Origin of the sequence: uncultured Polaribacter sp. (assembly GCF_947503855.1) — a bacterium.
In the GTDB taxonomy this organism is placed as follows: Bacteria; Bacteroidota; Bacteroidia; order Flavobacteriales; family Flavobacteriaceae; genus Polaribacter.
Map to the genome: position 1 here is coordinate 115,875 of NZ_CANNFF010000005.1, position 19,231 is coordinate 135,105.

Annotated in this window: 16 protein-coding genes; 5 read left to right on the top strand and 11 right to left on the bottom strand. The window is 30.8% G+C overall.

The features are described from left to right. Positions 1 to 86: 86 nt before the first annotated feature. The 3 genes from glsA to Q0662_RS05630 all read left to right on the top strand — a co-directional run bounded on the left by glsA (position 87) and on the right by Q0662_RS05630 (position 1,943). A complete protein-coding gene (glsA, locus tag Q0662_RS05625) occupies positions 87 to 797 on the top strand; it encodes a glutaminase A (protein ID WP_367181288.1) in 711 nt (236 codons plus the stop codon). Then, complete coding sequence (locus Q0662_RS12020) at positions 794 to 1,006, top strand: glutaminase (protein ID WP_367181291.1); 213 nt, start codon at positions 794 to 796, stop codon at positions 1,004 to 1,006. The genes glsA and Q0662_RS12020 overlap by 4 nt, the downstream gene beginning before the upstream one ends. Positions 1,007 to 1,244: 238 nt before the next feature. After that, positions 1,245 to 1,943, top strand: coding sequence for a hypothetical protein (locus Q0662_RS05630; protein WP_298947972.1), 699 nt, complete (start codon positions 1,245 to 1,247; stop codon positions 1,941 to 1,943). Here Q0662_RS05630 and rsmG read toward each other — a convergent pair. Then, complete coding sequence (gene rsmG, locus Q0662_RS05635) at positions 1,940 to 2,569, bottom strand: 16S rRNA (guanine(527)-N(7))-methyltransferase RsmG (RefSeq protein WP_298947973.1); 630 nt, start codon at positions 2,567 to 2,569, stop codon at positions 1,940 to 1,942. The genes Q0662_RS05630 and rsmG overlap by 4 nt on opposite strands. A 121-nt stretch (positions 2,570 to 2,690) precedes the next feature. Here rsmG and Q0662_RS05640 point away from each other — a divergent pair, with 121 nt between their 5' ends. Both Q0662_RS05640 and Q0662_RS05645 read left to right on the top strand, forming a co-directional pair. Beyond that, a complete protein-coding gene (locus Q0662_RS05640; RefSeq protein ID WP_298947974.1) occupies positions 2,691 to 3,782 on the top strand; it encodes an acyl-CoA desaturase in 1,092 nt (363 codons plus the stop codon). A 25-nt stretch (positions 3,783 to 3,807) separates the two neighbouring features. Continuing rightward, positions 3,808 to 4,995, top strand: coding sequence for a pyridoxal phosphate-dependent aminotransferase (locus tag Q0662_RS05645; RefSeq protein ID WP_298947975.1), 1,188 nt, complete (start codon positions 3,808 to 3,810; stop codon positions 4,993 to 4,995). A gap of 380 nt (positions 4,996 to 5,375) precedes the next feature. On the opposite strand, the gene ftsZ is transcribed toward Q0662_RS05645, so the two are convergent. The 10 genes from ftsZ to Q0662_RS05695 all read right to left on the bottom strand — a co-directional run bounded on the left by ftsZ (position 5,376) and on the right by Q0662_RS05695 (position 19,186). After that, positions 5,376 to 7,289 (bottom strand): cell division protein FtsZ, encoded by a 1,914-nt coding sequence (gene ftsZ / locus Q0662_RS05650; RefSeq protein ID WP_298947976.1) that lies wholly within the window; start codon positions 7,287 to 7,289, stop codon positions 5,376 to 5,378. Positions 7,290 to 7,391: 102 nt separating this feature from the next. After that, positions 7,392 to 8,726: a cell division protein FtsA gene (ftsA, locus tag Q0662_RS05655; protein WP_298947977.1), complete on the bottom strand. Its 1,335-nt coding sequence runs from the start codon at positions 8,724 to 8,726 to the stop codon at positions 7,392 to 7,394. A 6-nt stretch (positions 8,727 to 8,732) separates the two neighbouring features. Next, entirely contained in the window at positions 8,733 to 9,458 is a 726-nt protein-coding gene (locus Q0662_RS05660) for a cell division protein FtsQ (RefSeq protein ID WP_298947979.1), read from the bottom strand. Then, the gene (murC, locus tag Q0662_RS05665) at positions 9,448 to 10,800 is read right to left on the bottom strand and encodes a UDP-N-acetylmuramate--L-alanine ligase (RefSeq protein WP_298947980.1); all 1,353 of its coding nucleotides are present in this window, start codon (positions 10,798 to 10,800) and stop codon (positions 9,448 to 9,450) included. Before murC ends, Q0662_RS05660 begins: the two co-directional genes overlap by 11 nt. Next, the gene (murG, locus tag Q0662_RS05670) at positions 10,797 to 11,891 is read right to left on the bottom strand and encodes an undecaprenyldiphospho-muramoylpentapeptide beta-N-acetylglucosaminyltransferase (protein ID WP_298947981.1); all 1,095 of its coding nucleotides are present in this window, start codon (positions 11,889 to 11,891) and stop codon (positions 10,797 to 10,799) included. The genes murC and murG overlap by 4 nt, the downstream gene beginning before the upstream one ends. Next, the gene (locus Q0662_RS05675) at positions 11,875 to 13,059 is read right to left on the bottom strand and encodes an FtsW/RodA/SpoVE family cell cycle protein (RefSeq protein WP_298947982.1); all 1,185 of its coding nucleotides are present in this window, start codon (positions 13,057 to 13,059) and stop codon (positions 11,875 to 11,877) included. Before Q0662_RS05675 ends, murG begins: the two co-directional genes overlap by 17 nt. A 62-nt stretch (positions 13,060 to 13,121) precedes the next feature. Next, positions 13,122 to 14,504, bottom strand: a complete 1,383-nt coding sequence (gene murD / locus Q0662_RS05680; RefSeq protein ID WP_298947983.1) for a UDP-N-acetylmuramoyl-L-alanine--D-glutamate ligase — start codon at positions 14,502 to 14,504, stop codon at positions 13,122 to 13,124. 24 nt (positions 14,505 to 14,528) lie between these two features. Continuing rightward, on the bottom strand, positions 14,529 to 15,755 hold the full coding sequence (gene mraY / locus Q0662_RS05685; protein WP_298947984.1) for a phospho-N-acetylmuramoyl-pentapeptide-transferase: 1,227 nt from the start codon (positions 15,753 to 15,755) through the stop codon (positions 14,529 to 14,531). Position 15,756: 1 nt separating this feature from the next. Next, complete coding sequence (locus Q0662_RS05690) at positions 15,757 to 17,223, bottom strand: UDP-N-acetylmuramoyl-L-alanyl-D-glutamate--2,6-diaminopimelate ligase (protein WP_298948067.1); 1,467 nt, start codon at positions 17,221 to 17,223, stop codon at positions 15,757 to 15,759. A gap of 1 nt (position 17,224) precedes the next feature. Continuing rightward, the gene (locus tag Q0662_RS05695) at positions 17,225 to 19,186 is read right to left on the bottom strand and encodes a penicillin-binding protein (RefSeq protein ID WP_298948069.1); all 1,962 of its coding nucleotides are present in this window, start codon (positions 19,184 to 19,186) and stop codon (positions 17,225 to 17,227) included. Positions 19,187 to 19,231: the final 45 nt, after the last annotated feature.

Genomic DNA, 19,231 nt, shown 5'->3' on the forward strand with positions numbered 1-19,231 from the left:
TATAAAAACAAAAAAGGAATTACAGCAATGTAGTTCCTTTTTTATTCCGTTAATTTCTAATAATTTTGACAAAACTAGAATCGTCAATGAAAAACTATCAAAAGATAATTACCCAAATTTACAATAACTTAAAAGATATTGATGATACTGGCAAAATAGCCAATTATATACCAGAACTTGCCAATGTTTCTGACTCTAATTTTGGTGTACATATTACCACAATTGATAGTAATTATTTTGGCATTGGAGATTCTGATAAAAAATTTTCTATTCAGAGTATCTCTAAAATACTAACCTTAACCTTAGCTTATCAATTAGAAGGTGAAAAACTATGGAAAAGAGTAGATGTAGAACCTTCTGGAAATCCATTTAATTCTTTATTGCAATTAGAATCAGATTTAGGGATTCCGAGAAATCCGTTTATAAATGCTGGTGCCATTGTGGTTTGCGATATTTTAATTAGTCACTTAAAAAATTCGAAGGAAGATTTTTTAAATTTCTGCAAAGATCTTTGTAAAAATCCAAATTTAAAGTATTCAGAAAAAGTAGCACAATCTGAAAAAAGCAGTGGTTTTAGAAACATTGCTTTGTGTAATTTTATGAAATCTTTTGGAAATATTAAAAATGATATTGATGTTGTTTTAGATTTCTACTTTTATACTTGTGCTTTAGAAATGACTTGTAAAGAAGTTTCTGAAATTTTTCTTTTTCTTGCAGATGATAATTTTATCACCCAAAAAGGAAAAAGAGTTTTAACGATGAGTCAAGCCAAAAGAATAAATGCTATTTTGTTATAACCTGTGGTTTTTATGACGAATCTGGCGAATTTGCATTTAGAGTAGGTTTACCAGGAAAGTCTGGAGTTGGTGGAGGCATTGTTGCCATTCATCCAGATGAATTTTGTATTACAGTTTGGAGTCCAAAATTGAATAAAAAAGGAAATTCGTACAAAGGGATGTTGTTTTTAGAGCAATTTACATCTGAAACTGAATCGTCTATTTTTTAAAATTATTTCAGAATTAGCAAAAGAATATGATACAAAAAGAAAAATTGAATTACTAAAATGGAAAATATTTAAAATTTTCAAATAAAGTACTACAATAAACACAGTTCAAAATTAATTGCTTGCTTTTCAGCCTATTTATGCAAATCCTAGTAGATTTTCTTTGTTAGTAATTATTTATTAGCTTTATTGCTAAATAAACGCAACTAAATCTTATATGAACTGTTAGCTAAAATGTAAAATGACAAAAACTAAAAGAAAAAAATACATAAAATTTGTTAGTAGTAATTGGGTTATAACACTTACCTCTACTATGATTGGCGTAATTCTCGGCTTATACCTAAATGGCTATTATGAAAATAAATCATTGGCAGAAGATAAGAAAAAAGCCATAACTCAAGTTTTTACTGAAATATCAGAAAACAAAAAATCATTAAAGAATTACCACGATTTAATCATTAAAAATTATAATCAAATAAATTATATTTTCTCAAAACTGAATAACGATTTTGAAATCATAGTACATAAGGACTCTACAAATCTGTTTATTAGTAAAACAAAAGCACTTTTTACATTTGCTAAATCAGAAAAAATCAACTCTAACTTTGTTAAAATAAGAGGAGATTTAAATTTCAATGTAGATTCTCCATTGATGATTTCAAGTTTATCTCAGATTACTTGGCAAGCTTACAAACAGACAAATTTTTTAGCGATAACAAATTTTAAGTGCTTAAAGCATATTGAAATAATTTACGAATTACAAAAAGAAGTAAACGAATTAAATAAGCTATGGGTAAAAAAAGTTTTAAATGGCGAATTTACTCAAGACATTATAATTAGAAACAAGTTTATGTCAGATTGGAGAAGTTTACTCTTAAGACAATCTGTATTACTAAAAGCATATAAAATGAATGATGATATTCTTAAAAACTGTAACTAACCCTTATACTTCATCCCTAAATGCACTACTTTTTTGGTTTCAAAAAAGTCTTCTTCAAAAAAATCTGGTAAATTGTAAATAGTTGCAGAAGTATATAATTTTAATTCTTCTGATAAATCGCCACCTTTTAAATATAAAATTCCGTTTTTTAAATCGTGATTTTGTTTTTTAGCAATTTTGCCTTTGTTCCAACGTACAAAAGTTTCCATCTGTGCTACTGCTCTACTTACAATAAAGTCATACGTATCTTTTACTTCCTCTACTCTACCATGTGTGGTTTTTACGTTTTCTAAACTCAAACCAGCCACTACTTCATTTACAACCTTTATTTTTTTACCAATAGAATCTACCAAATGAAACTGTGTTTCTGGAAACAATATTGCTAACGGAATTCCAGGAAAACCACCACCTGTACCTACATCCATTACTTTAGCACCTGGCATAAATTGTATAACTTTAGCAATTCCCAAAGAATGTAAAACATGGCGTAAATACAATTCATCTATATCTTTTCTAGAAACTACATTGATTTTTATGTTCCAATCTTGATACAGTTCTTGCAGTTTAGAAAATTGCAGAATTTGCGTTTCTGTTAAATTTTTAAAATATTTTTGAATAATATCCATGAATTACTATTTTTAGAATTGCAAAAATAGTTATTTGTGAGCAAACAATTCTAAACAAAAACTGACGTTTATCATATATAGCAAAATTAAATAGGTTATTTTTGCGTAATTAAATTTTTACATGAATACAATAAAATTCCCTCGAGTAGATAAAGCAAAATTCTTTAAAACTTTAAACAAGAGAGTAAACAATTACTTTAAAGACAATAATATAAAAAGAACAGGTAACTGGAGATTGTACACTAAAGCAATCATTATGTTTTCGTTGTTTTTAGTCCCTTTTATTTTAGTTTTAACAGTTTCTATGCCACAATGGGCTATGATTTTACTAATGGCTTTAACAGGTGTTGGTATGGCAGGTGTTGGTATGAATGTAATGCATGATAGCAATCACGATTCTTTTTCCAGCAAAAATTGGGTAAATAAATTAATGGGTAGTAGCATTTACATCCTTGCAGGAAATGTGTATAACTGGAAAGTGCAACACAATGTATTACACCATACTTTTACCAATGTAGAAGGACAAGATGAAGATATTGATGCTGGTAGAATTATTCGTTTCTCTCAACACTCTAAATGGTTTCCAATTCATAAAATACAAAAATATTATTCTATTTTTTTATATGGTTTATTAACTATTAACTGGGCCATTACTACAGATATTAAACAAATGCGCAGGTATTTAAAAAAGAAATTATCTTATGGTAAATTTCCAAATCCAACTACAGAATGGACCAAATTGGTCATTTCTAAAATTGCTTATTATGCACTTTGGATTGTTTTACCAATAGTAGTTTTAGACGTTGCTTGGTGGAAAGTATTAATTGGGTTTTTTGTAATGCATTATACTGCAGGTATGATTTTAAGTTTGGTTTTTCAACTAGCACATATTGTACCAAAAACAGAAATGCCTTTACCTGATAAAGATGGAAATTTAGAACACACTTGGGCAGTCCACCAATTATACACCACCTCTAACTTTGCACCTAGTAATTGGTTGGTAAACTTCTATACAGGTGGCTTAAATCATCAAGTTGAACATCATATTTTTCCGCATATTTCTCATGTACATTACAGTAAATTAGCTAAAATTGTAAAAGAAACTGCAAAAGAGTTTAACTTGCCATATAATGAGTATGAAACTACAAGAAAAGCCATTATAGAACATTTTAGGCACTTAGGCATTTTAGGACAAAACCCAGAAATAGCATAAAAACAAACACAACTAACAGTAAAAAATGACACATCCATTATCGGACAGAATTAACAGTTTACCAGCATCTGCTACTTTAGCAATGGCTGCGAAAGCAAGAGAGTTAAGAGCAGAAGGCAAAGACATTATTGGTTTAAGTTTGGGAGAACCAGATTTTAATACACCAGATTTTATAAAACAAGCCGCTATAGATGCTGTAAACGAAAATTACAATTCGTACACACCAGTAGATGGTTATGTAGAATTAAAAGAGGCTATCTGCACAAAATTTAAAAGAGACAACAACTTGGAGTATAAACCAAGTCAAATTGTAGTTTCTACAGGTGCAAAACAATCTATTGCAAATGTAATGCAGGTTTTATTAAACCCTGGAGACGAAGTTTTATTACCTTGTCCTTATTGGGTAAGTTACTCTGCAATTGCAACTTTATGCGAAGCAAAATCAGTTGAAATTCCATCAACCATAGAAAATAACTTTAAAATTACGCCAGCACAATTAGAAGCGGCTATCACACCAAAAACAAAGTTAATTTTATTTAACTCGCCTAACAATCCAAGTGGAATTATTTATACTCAAAAAGAGTATGAAGCATTGGCAAAAGTGTTAGAAAAATATCCTCAGATTTATGTAATGTCTGATGAAATTTACGAACACATTAACTATGGTACAAAACCTTTTAGCCTAGCAGCTATAGACAGTTTGTATGATAGAACAATTACTGTAAATGGTTTGGCAAAAGCCTTTGCTATGACAGGTTGGAGAATTGGTTATATTGGGGCACCAGAATGGATTGCAAAAGCATGTACTAAAATGCAAGGGCAAATTACCTCTGGAACCAATTGTATTGCTCAGAGAGCAGCTATTACAGCAGTTTTAGCACCTATTTCTAAAATACAATATATGGTAGATGAGTTTAAAGCCAGAAGAAGTATTGTAATAGATTTATTAAAAGAAATTGACGGTTTTAAAGTAAATGTACCAGATGGCGCTTTTTATGTTTTTCCAGATATTTCTGCGTTTTTTGGTAAAACCATACAAGGTGTAACCATTAATAACGCTAGTGATTTTGCCTTATTTATTTTAGAAAAAGCAAATGTTGCTACAGTTACTGGAGATGCTTTTGGAGCCCCAAACTGTATTCGCATTTCGTATGCAGCCTCTGAGTTACAAATTAGAGAGGCTATTAAAAGAATTAAAGAAGCGTTAAGTTAATAACTTACAGTAATAAAAGTCAAATTGAGTTTGTTTATGTTTTAAAAGCAATCAAGAAGCACAAAAAGACAAATAAAAACAATAAATCCATCTATTTTTTAGATGGATTTTTTTTAGAAGACACTTAATTTTCTTCTTAGAACGTGCCTTTTCTGGTAAGACTTTATACAAGCTTATTTAAAAACTTTTGGTTTTATTAAAATGTTTTCAGATTTAAGATTTTTAGCTATTTCTATGTGCTTTAAAAAGAAATCATTACTAAAGAAATTTCAAAAAAAAAGGAAACTCTTTACACTTTTAAGTTTTAAGTTTTAAGAAAATACAAAAAACCACATCTATTACAGATGTGGTTTTTTGTGGTTAGAAAGTAAAAGGAGTTGCTAATCTACATTATCATGTAAGAAAGAATTGTTAGATTTAAAACCTAAATCGTTATCATCTTTTTTAATTGCAGTTTTAGATTTGCTGATTGACGTATCTACATTTAAATCTAAACCTTGTCTTTTATATGCAGGTTGTTTTTCAATCTCATCTACATTTTTACTCATTTGATCGTTAAACTTGTAGTTAAACCCTTTCATTTTTCTGCGTCTTTCTGCAGCTCTTTCTTGCAATTCAGAAATGGTTAAGTCTAGTGGAGAAACTTCTTCACTTGAAGTTTCAATAGCATTTACATCTTCTACAGGTTTTGCAGTTTTTAGTTCAAATTTTATTTCTTCTTCCTCTACAGCTTCCTTTTTTTCGGTAATATGAGAACTTTTACCAATAGTTGGTTGTGCATCAAAATCTTTTAATACATACCTAGTTTCTGTAGACGATTTTATTTCTTTTTCCTCTATAACTTCAATACTATTTTTGTTAACAGCTTTTTCTTCTTCTAAAGAGAATTTAATTTCTTCTTGTTTTTTCTCCTCGTTAAAAGAATTTAAAGGCAAATCAAACAACAAATCTGTTTGTAGTTCTTTTGTTTGCTCATCTTCTTCTTCGTCTACAACTGGTGTAGTATCTGTAATAATAAAATCGTCTTCAGAAACAGTTTCTGTAGAAATCTCATCAAAAGTAACTGGCATTTCTGCAATCGACTCGGTTGTTGGAGTCAAATCTATTTTTGGAGAAGACGGTTTTTCCTCTTCATCTATAGAATTAAAATCTTCTAAAGTATGTACTATTTTCTCTTCTACTTTGTTAGCTCTTGGCTGATTTACAACTGGTGCTTTAGAGATTGTTTTTTCGTCGAAATTATAGGTTGCTTTTTGTTCATCCTCTAAAGTATGTACAACTTTTTTTACCTCTGTATTGGTTATAGAACTTTGTTGATCTGGAGCAAAACCAGTAGCAACAATCGTTACCGAAATTGCATCACCTAATTGTTCATCCTCTCCAATACCCATAATAATGTTGGCATCGTAACCAGCTTCATCTTGTATAAAATCATTAATTTCTCCAATTTCATCTAAAGTTACTTCATTAGAACCAGAAACAATTAATAACAATACGTTTTTAGCTCCTGTAATTTTATTATCATTCAATAAAGGGGAATCTAAAGCTTTTATAATCGCATTTTTTGCTCTGTCTTTACCTTCCTCTTTTGCAGACCCCATAATTGCAGTACCGCTGTTAGATAGTACTGTTTTAGCATCATGTAAATCTATATTTTGTTTATAGTGATGTGTTATTACTTCTGCTATACCTTTAGAGGCTGTAGATAAAACTTCATCTGCTTTAGAGAAACCAGCTTTAAAACCTAGGTTTCCATAAACCTCTCTTAATTTGTTGTTATTAATTACAATTAAAGAATCTACATTTTGGCGCAGTTGATCAATTCCTAATTGTGCTTGTTTAGAGCGCATTCTTCCTTCAAACTGAAAAGGCATGGTTACAATACCTACAGTTAGAATATCCATATCTTTTGCAATTTTTGCAATTATTGGTGCTGCTCCTGTTCCTGTTCCACCTCCCATACCAGCAGTAATAAATACCATTTTTGTTTGGGTATTTAGCATTTGCTGAATTTCTTGCATACTCTCTTTAGCTGCTTGTGCACCAATTTCTGGATTTGCACCAGCACCTAAACCAGAGGTTAAGTTGGCTCCTAATTGTATTTTATTGGGAATAGGACTGTTTTCTAATGCTTGTGCATCTGTATTACAAATTACAAAATCTACACCTTTTATATGTTGTGTAAACATGTGATTTACAGCGTTACTACCTCCACCACCAACACCAATAACTTTTATGGTATTAGATTGTGTTTTTGGCATGTCAAATGAAATGTTATCAAATTCTGCGCTCATAATAACTTTCTTATTTTTTTATTCTATTTTATTATTTTTAATTTACTTAAAAATTAAGTAAGCAAACTTTATTCTTTTCGGTTTTTAACAGCAGTTAATTTCTTATTCTGCGTTGTCTAAAAAGTCCTTTAATCCTTCTATAAACTTCTCGAAGAAGGGTTTTTTATTTTTTACTTTTTTAGGCTTCTCTTCTTGTGCTTGTTCAACTTCATCTTGTGATGCTATATTTTCTACAACTTGGTCTATCCCCTCTTCTTCTGGCTCTTCTTGTTTAGTTTCTTTTGCTAAACCTTCCATTAACAAACCTACTGCTGTTGCAAATGATGGACTTGATAAAACGTCATCAGAATCGCCCGCTAAATGCTCATTTGGAAACCCAATTCTAGCATCCATTCCTGTAATATACTCTACCAACTGGCGCAAGTGTTTTAATTGCGCTCCACCACCTGTTAGTACAATACCTGCAATTAATTTTCCTTTAGCGGTTTCGTGTCCGTAATTTTTTATTTCTAAGTACACTTGTTCTATAATTTCTTGAACTCTTGCATGAATAATTTTAGATAAGTTTTTTAGCGTTATTTCTTTTGGCTCTCTGCCTCTTAAACCTGGTATAGAAACAATTTCTGTCTCTTTATTTTCTCCTGGCCATGCAGAACCAAATTTTATTTTTAACAACTCGGCTTGTTTTTCTATGATAGAACAACCTTCTTTAATATCATCTGTGATTACATTTCCACCGAAAGGAATTACGGCTGTATGTCTTATAATACCGTCTTTAAAAATAGCTAAATCTGTAGTACCACCACCTATATCTATTAAAGCTACACCAGCTTCTTTTTCTTCTAAACTTAAAACTGCTGATGCAGATGCTAAAGGCTCTAAAGTAACATCACTTAAACCTAAATCTGCACTTTTTACACAACGACCAATATTTCTGATAGAAGACACCTGACCAACCACTACATGAAAATTAGCTTCTAAACGACCACCATACATTCCAATTGGTTCTTTAATGTCTGCTTGAGAATCTACTTTAAACTCTTGTGGTAAAACATGTATAATTTCTTCACCAGGTAACATAACTAGTTTATGAACTTGGTTTACAAGATTTTCAATATCCAACTGATCTATAACCTCATCTGCATTGTTTCGTGTAATATAATCTGAGTGATGCAAACTTCTAATATGCTGTCCTGCAATACCTACAACGACTTCTTTAATCGTTTGACCCGAAACACTTTCTGCTTCGTCTACAGCTTGCTGTATTGATTGTATGGTTTGTGTAATATTACTTACTACACCTCTTTTTACACCTAAACTTTTGGCTTTACCAATACCTACAACTTCAATTTTATTGTATTCGTTTTTACGACCAATCATGGCAACAATTTTGGTTGTACCAATATCTAAACCAACAGCTATTTTATTGTTTTCCATTTTGATTTATTTTGTGCACACAACTTGGTTGTGATATTTTACTGTAATTGTTTTATAATTCTGAATCGTTTTATTTTTATACGTTGTATTATAAAACGCTTTTAATTTTTTAAATTTTACCTCAATGTCTTCTAAATTGCCAAAATCTATTTTATAATCTCCACTTCTAACAGAAAAAACAAACTCATTTTCTGCAGATTTGTGGATACATACTATTTCTTTTTTAAAAAAATCATCTTTTAAAATTACTTTAACAAAAGGTAAAATTTCTTTAATTTCTTGGTCTTTTTTTACTCCCGAAATCAACAAAACTCTTGCAGAAAAAACATCAGACAAAGGAACCTTTACCCCTTGTTTATCAATGTAATAAGAACTATTTTTTGATACAATTCTTGCAATAGGTTCACGTTGTTTTACTACTGTTTTTAGAATACCATTAACGGTGTAAAATACAGCCGCTTTTTCTACATATGGATTTTTTAAAATATTATTTTCTAAACTATATAAATCTAAGATAGATTTTGCTTTGTTTTTGACTGTTTCATTATTTTGTATTAACAATTTATTAACCATATTATGGGTTAAAAAATTATTGTCTCCAGCCTCAAAATTAACAGATATATCTACGATCTTTTTTTGACTATTTCTTTGTAACGAAAAACCATATAACAAACTTAAACCGATAAGTAAACACAGTAACAGTAGGTGTTTTAATATTTTTTTAAACTTCATAACTTTGCTCTTTTAACAAGGTTTCTGTAACGGTATTTACCAACACTCCAACGTCTCCTGCACCTAACATAACCACAATTTTTGCAGTGGCGTTTTTAATATCTTTTACAAGATTATTTTTTTGTGTTAACTTTTTTTGACTAGTATTGATTTTATTTAATAACCAATCTGAATTTACACCTGCAATTGGTTTTTCTCTTGCTGGATATATATCTAACAATAAAACTTCATCAAACTTAGAAAGTGCACTTGCAAAATCATCTACAAAATCTTTGGTTCTAGAAAATAAATGAGGTTGAAATACCACCAAAACCTTTTCGTTTGGGTACATTTCTCTAATCGAATTTTCTACGGCATTTATTTCTGTTGGATGATGTGCATAATCGTCTATTAAAACAAAATCTGCTGTTTTTATCTTATAAGAAAATCTTCTTTTTACTCCTTTAAAATTTTCTAACCTTTCCTTAATTACCTCTAAAGAAACACCGTAAACATCTGCCATCGCCAATGCTGCTAACGCATTCATAACATTATGCTTACCTGGTAAATAAAAAGATATATTTTTAATTATTGATGTAGGTGTAGTTACATCAAAAACATACTTTCCTTTATGTATTTGTAAATTGTGCGCTGTGTAATCTGCTTTATCTTCAATTGCATAGGTTACCCCTTTTAAAGGCAAACCTTTGGCCACAATTAAAGTATCTGATACTTTGTTAGAAAACTCTGCAAAAGAAGTTGTTATAGCTTCTTCATTTTTATAAATATCTAAATGATCGGCATCCATAGAGGTTACACAAGCAATATTTGGACTTAGTTTTAGGAAAGATCTATCAAACTCATCTGCTTCTACCACAGAAACTTTATCATCACCTAAAATTAAATTAGAATTGTAATTTTCTGCAACGCCACCCAAAAATGAAGTCGCATTTACATGCGCCATAATATGCCCTAAAATAGCCGAAGTCGTAGTTTTACCATGTGTGCCTGCAACTGCTAAACAAAATGTACTTTCTGTAATTTTACCTAAAATTTCCGCTCTTTTTAAAATGGTAAAATCATTTTTTATAAAGTAATTTAGTTGCGTATGCGCTTTAGGAACTGCTGGTGTAAAAATTACCAAAGTTTTATTTTTATCTAAAAATGAAATAGGTATGTTTTTTACAGCATCTTCAAAATGAATTTCTATACCCAAATCCATTAAATCTTTTGTAATTTGGGAGGATGTTTTATCATAACCCGCAACATTTTTACCATTCACGCTAAAGAAACGAGCAATTGCACTCATTCCAATACCGCCAATTCCGATAAAAAAAATGTTATGATAACTTTTTAAATTCATTTATGTAATAGTTTTTCTACTTCGTCTACAATATCTTTTGTGGCACTGGGTAATGCCAATTCTTTTATATTTTCTGCCAAACTTTGTTGTTTGCCAATGTCTTTTATTAAGGTTTCTAACACTACAGGAAATGTATCCAATTCATTTTCTCTAATTAGTAAAGCAGCATGCTTATCTACAATAGATTTTGCGTTTTTTGTTTGATGATCTTCTGATACATTTGGCGATGGTATAAATACTACCGGTTTGCCAACAATACATAATTCTGAAACCGAACTTGCACCGGCTCTAGAGATAATGATATCTGCAGCTGCATAAGCCAAATCCATTTTATTTATAAATTGATGCACTTGAACGTTTTGAACCTCATTGTGTTTTTTATAATTATGATAATACAACTTACCACATTGCCAAATAATTTGAATGTTTTGAGATTTAAACAATTCTAAATTATTTTCTATGAGTTCATTTATTTTTTTTGCTCCTAAACTTCCTCCTAAAACTAAAATGGTAGTTTGCTTTTTATTTAACTTAAAAAAATCTACAGCTTGTTCTTTTTTTGAATGAACATTTAACAAATCTTGTCTTACAGGGTTGCCCGTTTTTACTATTTTTTCTTTTGGAAAAAAGCGTTCTAAATTATCATAAGCAACACAAATTTTACTTGCTTTTTTACTTAGTAATTTATTGGTAATTCCTGGGTAAGAATTTTGTTCTTGTATTAATGTTGGTATCTTTTTTTTGTTTGCCATTATTAAAGTAGGCCCACTTGCAAAACCACCAGTACCAATAGCTATATGTGGTTTAAATTTTCTAATTATTTTATTTGCACTCCACAAACTACTCATCAACTTAAAAGGAAATAATAGATTTTTAGCTGTTAATTTTCTTTGGATACCAGAAATCCATAAGCCTTTTATTTTATAACCTGCTTGTGGCACTTTTTCCATTTCCATTTTATCTTTTGCGCCCACAAATAAAAATTTAGCATCAGGGAAACGCACTTTTATTTCGTTTGCAATTGCAATTGCAGGGTAAATATGACCACCTGTACCACCTCCAGAAATTAATATATTAATCGATTGTTTCATGCAGAATATCTAAAGGGTTATCATCTAAAATTTCTTCTTCTGTAACTGTTTTGGTTGCACTAACACTTAAAATCATACCTAATGCAAAACAGGTCATCCAAATAGAAGTACCACCACTACTTATTAAAGGCAATGTTTGCCCTGTAACAGGAAACAAGTTTGTAGCTACTGCCATATTTATGGTTGCTTGAAAAACAATAGGAATACCTACTGCTAAGACCAACAATGTTCCAAAAATTGTAGTGGTTTTTTTTATCACTATAAAAATTCTAAAAAGTAATAAAAAGAAAATAGAAACAATTACAAAACCGCCAACTAAACCATATTCTTCTATAATTATTGCAAAAATAAAATCTGATGACGATTGTGGTAAAAAGTTTTTTTGTACACTTTTACCTGGACCAACACCAAAAGAACCTCCTGTTACAATAGCTATTTTTGCTTTTTCAACTTGGTATGATTCTTTACCTCCTTCTTTAGAAAAATTCTCTATTCTATTTTGCCAAGTTTGAACTCTATTGGGCATTGCATCTGGAAACGCTTTTGCTATTAGTATAAAAAAAGTAAGTGCTACTAGACCAGTACCTAACACCAAACCAATATATTTTATAGGATAACCACCAATAAAAGTAATTAATAAAATCATAGAAAATATAATAGCTGTGGTTGAGAAGTTTGCAGGTAATATTAAAATTAAAACTGCAAAAACGGGGAGCCAAAGTTGCCAAATACTTTCTTTAAACTGAATCTTTTTTTCTTTGTTTTTAGCTAAATATCGTGCCACATACACCATTAAAACCAAACCTGCTAGGGTAGACGTTTGAAAACCAATACCTCCAATACGAATCCACCTACTTGCATTTGCACCACCAATAGTGGTTCCTTGTGCTAAGGTTACAATCAAAAGAACAATAACAATAGGCAGCATAATTACAGAGCCTCCAGAAAAATATCTATAAGGCACTTTATGTACTGCATAAATAATTGCAAAACCTAAAATTAACAACACAGCATGTTTTACTAGATGCCCTAAGGTTGAACCATTACCTACCACATATACCAAATTTGTACTAGCGCTATAAACTGGCATAAAAGAAAAAACAGCCAAAATAGCTACAATAGCCCAAATGGTTTTATCTCCTTTAATATGTTTAAATATGGTTTTCAATCTTAGTTTTTTTTATTTTTTTTTGGGAAATGAAATTATTCTTTCTAACTAATAAAATAGATTTAAAGACTTTTTACCGCATTTTTAAATTGCCAACCTCTGTCTTCGTAATTTGTAAAAAGATCGAAACTTGCACAAGCTGGCGATAATAAAACAGCCTCACCTTTTTCTGACAATTTATAAGAAACTTTTACAGCCTCTTCTGCCCCTGCAGTTTCTACAATAATATCTACAACATTCCCAAAAGTGTCTTTTATTTTTTGATTATCTACACCTAAACATATAATTGCTTTTACTTTTTCTCTAACCAAAGGAAGTAGGTCTGTATAGTCATTTCCTTTATCCACACCGCCCACAATCCAAATGGTTTGTTTATCCATACACTCTAAAGCATAAAAAGTAGCATTTACATTGGTTGCTTTAGAATCGTTAATATATTCTACTCCTTTTATTTTGGCTACATTTTCTAATCTATGTTCTGCACCTTCAAAGTTTTCTAAACTTTCTTTAATGGTTTGTTTTCTAACTTTTAACAATTGTGCAGCCATTGTTGCTGCCATTGCGTTTTTTGTATTGTGTTTTCCTTGGATTGATAGGGTTGATGTTGGCATTTGTATTGTGTCTTTTGTTATATTTATGTTGATTGTATTGTCTTTTACATAGGCACCAAACTCTAACTCTTTTTCTAATGAAAAAGGAATTAATTTTGCTGCAGTTTTATTATTTTCTAACCAATTGGTAATTGCAGTATTATCTGCATCATAGATTAAAAAATCTTTTTCTGTTTGGTTTTTTGTTATTCTAAATTTTGATGAAATATATTTGTTAAAATCATAGTCGTATCTATCTAAATGATCTGGGGTAATATTTGTAATAATAGCAATATGTGGTGTAAATTCTTGAACCCCGTCTAACTGAAAACTACTTAACTCTAATACATAATTGGTATAGTTTTGTGTAGCTACTTGTTCTGCAAAACTTTGTCCTATATTTCCTGCAACACCAACATTTAAACCTCCTTTATTTAAAATATGATGCGCTAACAAAGTGGTGGTTGTTTTACCATTAGAACCTGTAATACCCACTATAGTAGCCTCTGTAAACTGAGCTGCAAACTCAATTTCTGAAATAACAGGTATCTCGCTGTCCTTCAATTTTAAAATCAAAGGAACATTGTCTGGTATACCCGGACTTTTTACTACAACATCTGCACTTAAAATTTTAGCTTCTGTGTGTTTTTTTTCTTCAAAATCAATAGTGTTATTTATAAGAATTTCTTTGTATTTTTTAGCTATTTTACTTTTATCAGAAACAAATACCTGAAAGTTTTTTTGAATTGCTAGAATAGCTGCTCCTACGCCACTTTCTCCCGCACCAAGCACAACAATTTTCTGCTCTTTTTGTAAAGAGTTTTTAGTGTTGTTATGTAATGCTTGATGTTTCATTTATAATTAAATATCGTTTTGTTTTTACCTTAACTTTAAGGTTACAATGGTAAATACAGCCAATAAGATGCCTACAATCCAAAAACGGACTACAATTTTACTTTCGTGATAACTCAACTTTTGATAATGATGATGCAAAGGAGACATTTTAAAAATTCTTCTACCTTCGCCAAATTTCTTTTTAGTGTATTTAAACCAAGATACTTGTAGAATAACAGAAAGATTTTCTACTACAAAAATTCCTGCTAAGATTGGCAGAAGCAACTCTTTTCTAATAGAAATTGCAATAACTGCTATAATTCCACCAATAGTTAAACTACCCGTATCTCCCATAAATATTTGTGCTGGATAGGTATTGTACCAAAGAAACCCAATTAATGCACCTGCAAAGGCAAGTATAAAAACAGTCATTTCTCCTGAGTTTGGTATGTACATTACATCTAAATAATCTGCAAAAATGATGTTACCAGAAACCCAAGCAAAAACTGCTAAGGTTACTACCATAATTGCAGAAGAACCTGCTGCTAAACCATCTATACCATCTGTTAAATTAGCTCCATTAGAAATGCCTGTTACTATAAAAACAGTAATAAAAATGAAAATAATCCATCCATACTTTTCGTAACCATCACCTAAAAAACTTACTGCTTTTGAGTAATCTAACTCGTTATTTTTAAAAAACGGAACTGTTGTTTTTGTAGATTTATGGGCATCCCCAAAAACTTGCTTTTTACCATTTGCCTGAACCATTTGTTGTTCTACTGGCAACTGTTCTTTAATAGTTACGTTTTCATTAAAATACAGCATAGAACCAACAATTACCCCTAAACCAATTTGTCCTAAAACTTTAAACTTTCCTTTTAAACCAGCTTTGTCTTTTTTAAATACTTTTATGTAATCATCTAAAAAACCTATTAAGCCCATCCAAACAGTGGTAATTAATAAGATGATGATATAAATATTATCTAGTTTTGCTAACAAAAGTGCTGGAATTAACGTGGCTAAAATTATAATGACACCTCCCATTGTTGGCGTACCTGATTTTTGCACTTGCCCTTCTAAACCTAAATCTCTAATAGACTCTCCTACCTGCTTTTTTTGTAAAAATCGAATGATTCTTTTTCCATAAATTGCAGAGATTAATAATGATAAAATAAAAGCTGCAGCTGCTCTAAACGTAATAAACTGAAACACACTAGCTCCAGGAATACTAAATTGACTTTCTAAATATTGAAATAAATAATACAGCATTTTATTGGTTTTTTAGTTGATTAAAACAATTGGTAACTTCTTCTAAATCATCAAAATGAGTTCGTTCTCCATTAATATCTTGATAATTTTCGTGCCCTTTACCTGCAATTAAAATAATGTCTCCTGCTTCAGAAAACTTGCAAGCAGTTTTAATGGCTTGTTTTCTATTTAATACAGTAATTGTTTTTTTATAATTTTCTGGCGCAACCCCTGCTTCCATTTCATCTAAAATAGTTTGTGGATTTTCTGTTCTTGGGTTGTCTGATGTAAAAACTACTTGATTGCTTAATTGCGATGCAATATGCGCCATTTTTGGTCTTTTGGTTTTATCTCTATCGCCACCACAACCCACAACTGTTATTAGTTTTTCGTTACCAGTTCTAATATTATTAATGGTTTCTAATACATTTTTTAATGCATCTGGTGTGTGTGCGTAATCTACAATTGCAGTTACTCCATCACTAGAAACTATATACTCAAACCTACCATTAACATTTTCTAATCGACTAACAAGAGTTAAAACTTCTAGTTTTTCTAACCCCAACAATTCTGCTGTTGCAATAATTGCGGTTAAATTGTAAATATTAAAAACACCAATTAATTTAGTCCAAACCTCTATACCGTCTACAGAAATTAACGTACCCGACAATTGCTTTTCTAAAATTTTCGCTTTAAAGTCTGCAATGGTTTTTAAGGCATATGTTTTTTTGGTAGCCTTTGTATTTTGCAACATAAAGTTGCCATTTTTATCATCTAGATTCGTAAGGGCAAATGCCGATTTTGGCAAACCATCAAAAAACTGTTTTTTTACATTTCTATATTCTGCAAAGGTTTCGTGATAGTCTAAATGATCATGAGATAGATTGGTAAAAATACCACCTGCAAAATGTAAACCCTCTGTTCTTTTTTGATGAATTCCATGAGAACTCACTTCCATAAAACAATAATCTACACCTGCTGCCAACATTTTATCTAAATAAGAGTTGATTGTTACAGAGTCTGGGGTAGTATGTGTTGCCTTAAACTCAATATCATTAACCAATATTTTTACAGTTGACAATAAGCCAACTTTATAACCAGCTTTTTTAAATAATTGATATAAAAGTGAAGCTACTGTAGTTTTACCATTGGTACCTGTAACCCCAATTAAAGGCATTTTTTCTGAAGGATTGTTGTAATAATTAGCTGCCATTATTGCCAAAGCAACACTAGAGTTAGCTACTTTTACATAGGTAACTTCCTCTTGTTTTGTAACAGGAACATCCTCGCAAATAATTACACTTGCACCAAAATCTATCGCTTTCTCTATAAACAAATGACCATTTACAGAAACCCCTTTTTGAGCAACAAAAACATCGTTTTTTGTTACTTTTCTAGAATCGAAAACAAGGTTATTTATTTGGATGTTGGTGCTTCCAAAAACTTGCTGTATTGCAACCTTATATAATATGTCTTTTAAATTTTTCAGTTTAAAACAGTTTTAATGTAATTGTTTTTCCTTTTTCTAATTTTGCTCCATTTTTAAGTGATTGAGATTGCACTTTACCCACTCCATCAACCTTTACTTTTAAACCTAAGTTTTCTAATAAAGACAAGGCATCCATAGCAGACATACCTTTTACATTTGGTACTTTTGTATAGTTTTTACTTAATAAAGAATTGTAATTCTGATAAGCCTTATCTATTTCTTCAAATTGAACAGCATCATCTACAGATTGCTTATCTGTAGGCGTTGTTGTATATATTTTTTGAGCAATTTCTTTAAAAACAGGTCCCGCAACTGTTGCTCCATAATATCCTTTTTCTTTTTTAGGATCATGAATTACCACAATACAAGAGTATTTAGGATTTTCTACAGGAAAAAATCCAGCAAAAGAAGCTACATAATGTTTATTAGAATACCCAGCTGCAATGGTTTTACCGTCTTCATCAACATGTTTTGGTAAGTATTTTTTTGCTGTACCGGTTTTACCTGCCATAGAAAAATTAGGCGAATAAATATTATTTGCAGTTCCTTTTACAACCACATTTTCCATTATTTTTTTAATTTTGTTTAAAGTTTCTTGAGAAGCTATTTTTGGATTTATCACTTCCACATCAAAAACTTTTGCTACTTTATCCTGTCTTTTTACTTCTTTTATAAAACGTGGTTTTACCATAACCCCATTATTTGCAACAGCGTTGTAAAACATTAGTGTTTGCATTGGTGTTACAGAAATACCATAACCCCAAGACATCCATTCTAAAGAAATTTTATTCCATCTTTTGTCTGACGGTTTTGGTACCACAGGCCTACCTTCGCCTTTAATCTGAAAGCCTACAGGTTTTGTAAAACCATAGTTATCTAATTTTTGTATAAATTTTTCTGGTTGGTGATCATAATGTTTACGAATCAACTTAACAATACCCACATTAGAAGAAACCTCAAAAACTCTAGCTGCAGAAATTTTACCATACCCACCTCTATGAGAATCTTCGACTTTAGAACCATGTATATAAATTCTACCTTTTTCTGTATCTACAACCGTAGATGTATCTATTACTTTGTCATCTAAAGCTGCCATTAAACTTGCTAGTTTAAAAGTTGAACCTGGTTCATGACTTTCCCAAACCGCATAGTTTCTTTTTTCGTAGTATTTGCCTTTAGAAGTTCTGCCCAAATTAGAAATGGCTTTAATTTCTCCTGTAGCAGTTTCCATAACTACAGCACAACCATGATCTGCCTCAAAATACTCTAACCTTGCTAACAATGCATGGTGTGTAATATCCTGTATATTAACATCTATTGTTGTTATTACATCATGCCCATCAACAGGTTCTTTTTCGTTATAATCTGTTATCGGTTTCCATTTATTTTTCGCAATTTTTTGTTCCCATCTCAAACCATTTTCGCCTTGCATATAATCTGCAAAAGCCCCTTCTATACCAGCTTCACCTCTAAAATCGTCATAACCAATTGTTCTTTCTGCAATTTTGCCAATTGGATGTGCACGCTCTGTTCTGTGTTTTGCTATAAAACCACCTTTATAAACTCCCAAATTAAATATTGGAAATTTCTTCATCTTTAAATAATCTGTATACCCTATATTTCTTGCAATCAAAAAATACCTTCTTTTTTTATTCTTAGCACTTCTTAATCTGTTTTGATGATAGCTAACTGAGTTACCTAATAATTCTGATAATTTTGTAGCCAGCCCAACAATGTTTTCTTCAAAAACTTTATCATCTACGGTTACCAAATCCATGTAGATTGTAAATTTAGACATAGAAGTTGCTAACAAATTACCATCGGCAGCATAAACATTACCTTTGTTTGCATAAATAGTATCTTGCCTAATTGTAAGTTCTGTTGCTAGCTTTCTGTAAGTATCTCCATGAACATGTTGCAGGTTTACTACCCTAAACACAATTGCAAATAAAAAGAGGGCCATAAAAGCAACTACCCAGTAGAATTTAGTAAGAATGCCTTTTTTATG